This is a genomic window from Bradyrhizobium sp. (assembly GCF_030693485.1).
Lineage (GTDB): Bacteria > Pseudomonadota > Alphaproteobacteria > Rhizobiales > Xanthobacteraceae > Bradyrhizobium.
In genome coordinates this window covers 1-1789 of the sequence record NZ_JAUYAN010000184.1, presented here as the reverse complement: position 1 = coordinate 1789, position 1789 = coordinate 1, and the positions used below count along the sequence as shown (strand labels likewise).

Below are 1789 nucleotides of genomic sequence, written 5' to 3'. Positions count from 1 at the left end.
CGGCGGCATGCGCGTCACAGGCGGCCTGCATCGCGGCGTGAAACGCCAATGTGTCGGGATCCTCCTGCGTCCGCCGCCGGTCGAGCACCGGCGTCAGGTCGGCGCCGCCGCCGAACCATGATTTGGTGGTGACGACGAAGCGGGTGTTCATGTGCACCGCCGGGATATTCGGATTGCGCATATGCGCGATCAGCGAAACGCCCGAAGCCCAGAACCGGGGATCATCGGCAGCACCCGGAATTTGCGCGCGGAATTCGGGAGCGAATTCGCCGTGCACCGTCGAGCAGTGCACCCCGACCTTCTCGAACAGTTTTCCGCGCATCACCGACATCACGCCGCCGCCGCCGGGTTTTCCGGTGTGGTCGGCGCGATCCCATGGCGTGCGCACGAAGCGGCCGGCGGCGCCCGGCGAGAGCGCCGCCGGCGCGTCGTCTTCCAGCTTTTCTAACGCCGCGCAAAGCTCATCGCGCAGCCGCTCGAACCAGCTCCGTGCCCGCGCCTTGCGATCCTCGATCACGGACAGGTCCATAAGTAATTCCTGCTCTTTCGTTCGTCATTCCGGGTTCGCGCTAACGCGCGCCCCGGATTGACGATTTACCCCTGCGGCCCAAAATAAGTACAGCTCTCGTTGCAGCTGTCGCGGTGCACGCTGACGCGCGCGAGCTGGCCGGCATGCGCCACCCGCTCCCAGATGAAGCGCGAGAGGTTTTCCAGCGTCGGCTGCCCCAGCGCCTCGACCTTGTTGAGCAGCCGGTGGTCGAGGGTTTTCTGCACCTCCGCCATGCTGCGGTCGAGCAGGCCGAGATCCATCACCATCCCGGTTTCTGGATCGGGCGTGCCGCGGATCGTGACCTCGGCGCGAAACGAGTGGCCGTGAATTTCCATGCTGGCGTCGCCCAGCGTCGTTCCCGACAGCGCGTGCGCCGCCTCGAACCGGAACGATTTTGTCAGTTCCCACATTTTCGAAAGTCCAACCTTTACCTGATGCCGAGTGTCTTGTGCGTCTGCAGGCTGAGCCGCCATTGCGGATGGCGCAGGCAGTAATCGACCGCGCGCGCGGTGTTTTCGATCACGTCCGGGCCGTCCATCGGCTGCAGCGAGAAGCGTTCGAAGGCGAGATCGACAAAAGCCTCCGGCGCCGCGCCCGCCTGCGGGTAGATCAATTTGAGTTCGTGCCCGCGCCGCACCACCAGCTCCGAGCCTGCCTTCGGGCTGACGCAGATCCAGTCCATGCCGCCGGGCGGCTCGATGGTGCCGTTGGTCTCGATGCCGATTTCGAAACCGCGGGCATGCAGCGCGTCGATCAAAGCCGCGTCCACCTGCAACAACGGCTCGCCGCCGGTCAGTACCACGTAGCGGTTGGCGCTGGTCCCCACCCATTGCGCGGCAATGGTGTCGGCGAGCGCTTGGGCCGAGGCGTAGCGGCCGCCCAGCGTGCCATCGGTGCCGACAAAGTCGGTGTCGCAAAACCGGCAGGTCGCGGTGGCGCGGTCCTGCTCGCGGCCGCTCCAGAGATTGCAGCCCGAGAATCGGCAAAACACCGCCGCGCGGCCGGCATGCGCGCCTTCGCCCTGCAGGGTCAGAAAGATTTCCTTGACCGCATAACTCAACGCGCCGTCTCCTTCAATGCGCAACCGGTCTGCCGCAGGGCTTCGCCCAGCGCCATGGCGGCTGCGACCGCGACATTGAGCGAGCGCAGTCCTGATTTGATCGGGATCACCACCCGCGCGTCGGCCGCGGCGACCACCTCGTCGGGAACCCCGGCGGATTCGCGACCGAACAGCAGGAT

4 protein-coding genes are annotated in these 1789 nt (G+C 66.0%); all 4 read right to left on the bottom strand.

The window, feature by feature from the left end; genetic code table 11:
- Positions 1-529 (bottom strand): coproporphyrinogen III oxidase (locus Q8N40_RS13890; protein ID WP_305712224.1); only part of this gene is annotated, 529 nt, incomplete at its 3' end.
- A gap of 65 nt (positions 530-594) precedes the next feature.
- A complete protein-coding gene (locus tag Q8N40_RS13885; RefSeq protein WP_305322338.1) occupies positions 595-960 on the bottom strand; it encodes a 6-carboxytetrahydropterin synthase in 366 nt (121 codons plus the stop codon).
- Between the two features lie 17 nt (positions 961-977).
- A complete protein-coding gene (queE, locus tag Q8N40_RS13880) occupies positions 978-1610 on the bottom strand; it encodes a 7-carboxy-7-deazaguanine synthase (RefSeq protein WP_305712223.1) in 633 nt (210 codons plus the stop codon).
- The coding region (locus Q8N40_RS13875) for a TrmH family RNA methyltransferase (protein ID WP_305712222.1) at positions 1607-1789 on the bottom strand (183 nt) is incomplete at its 5' end. The genes queE and Q8N40_RS13875, both read right to left, overlap by 4 nt.

Coding starts and splice junctions, on each gene's coding strand:
- Q8N40_RS13885 (WP_305322338.1), bottom strand. CDS start 960: ATGTGGGAACTGACAAAATCGTTCCGGTTCGAGGCGGCGCACGCGCTG.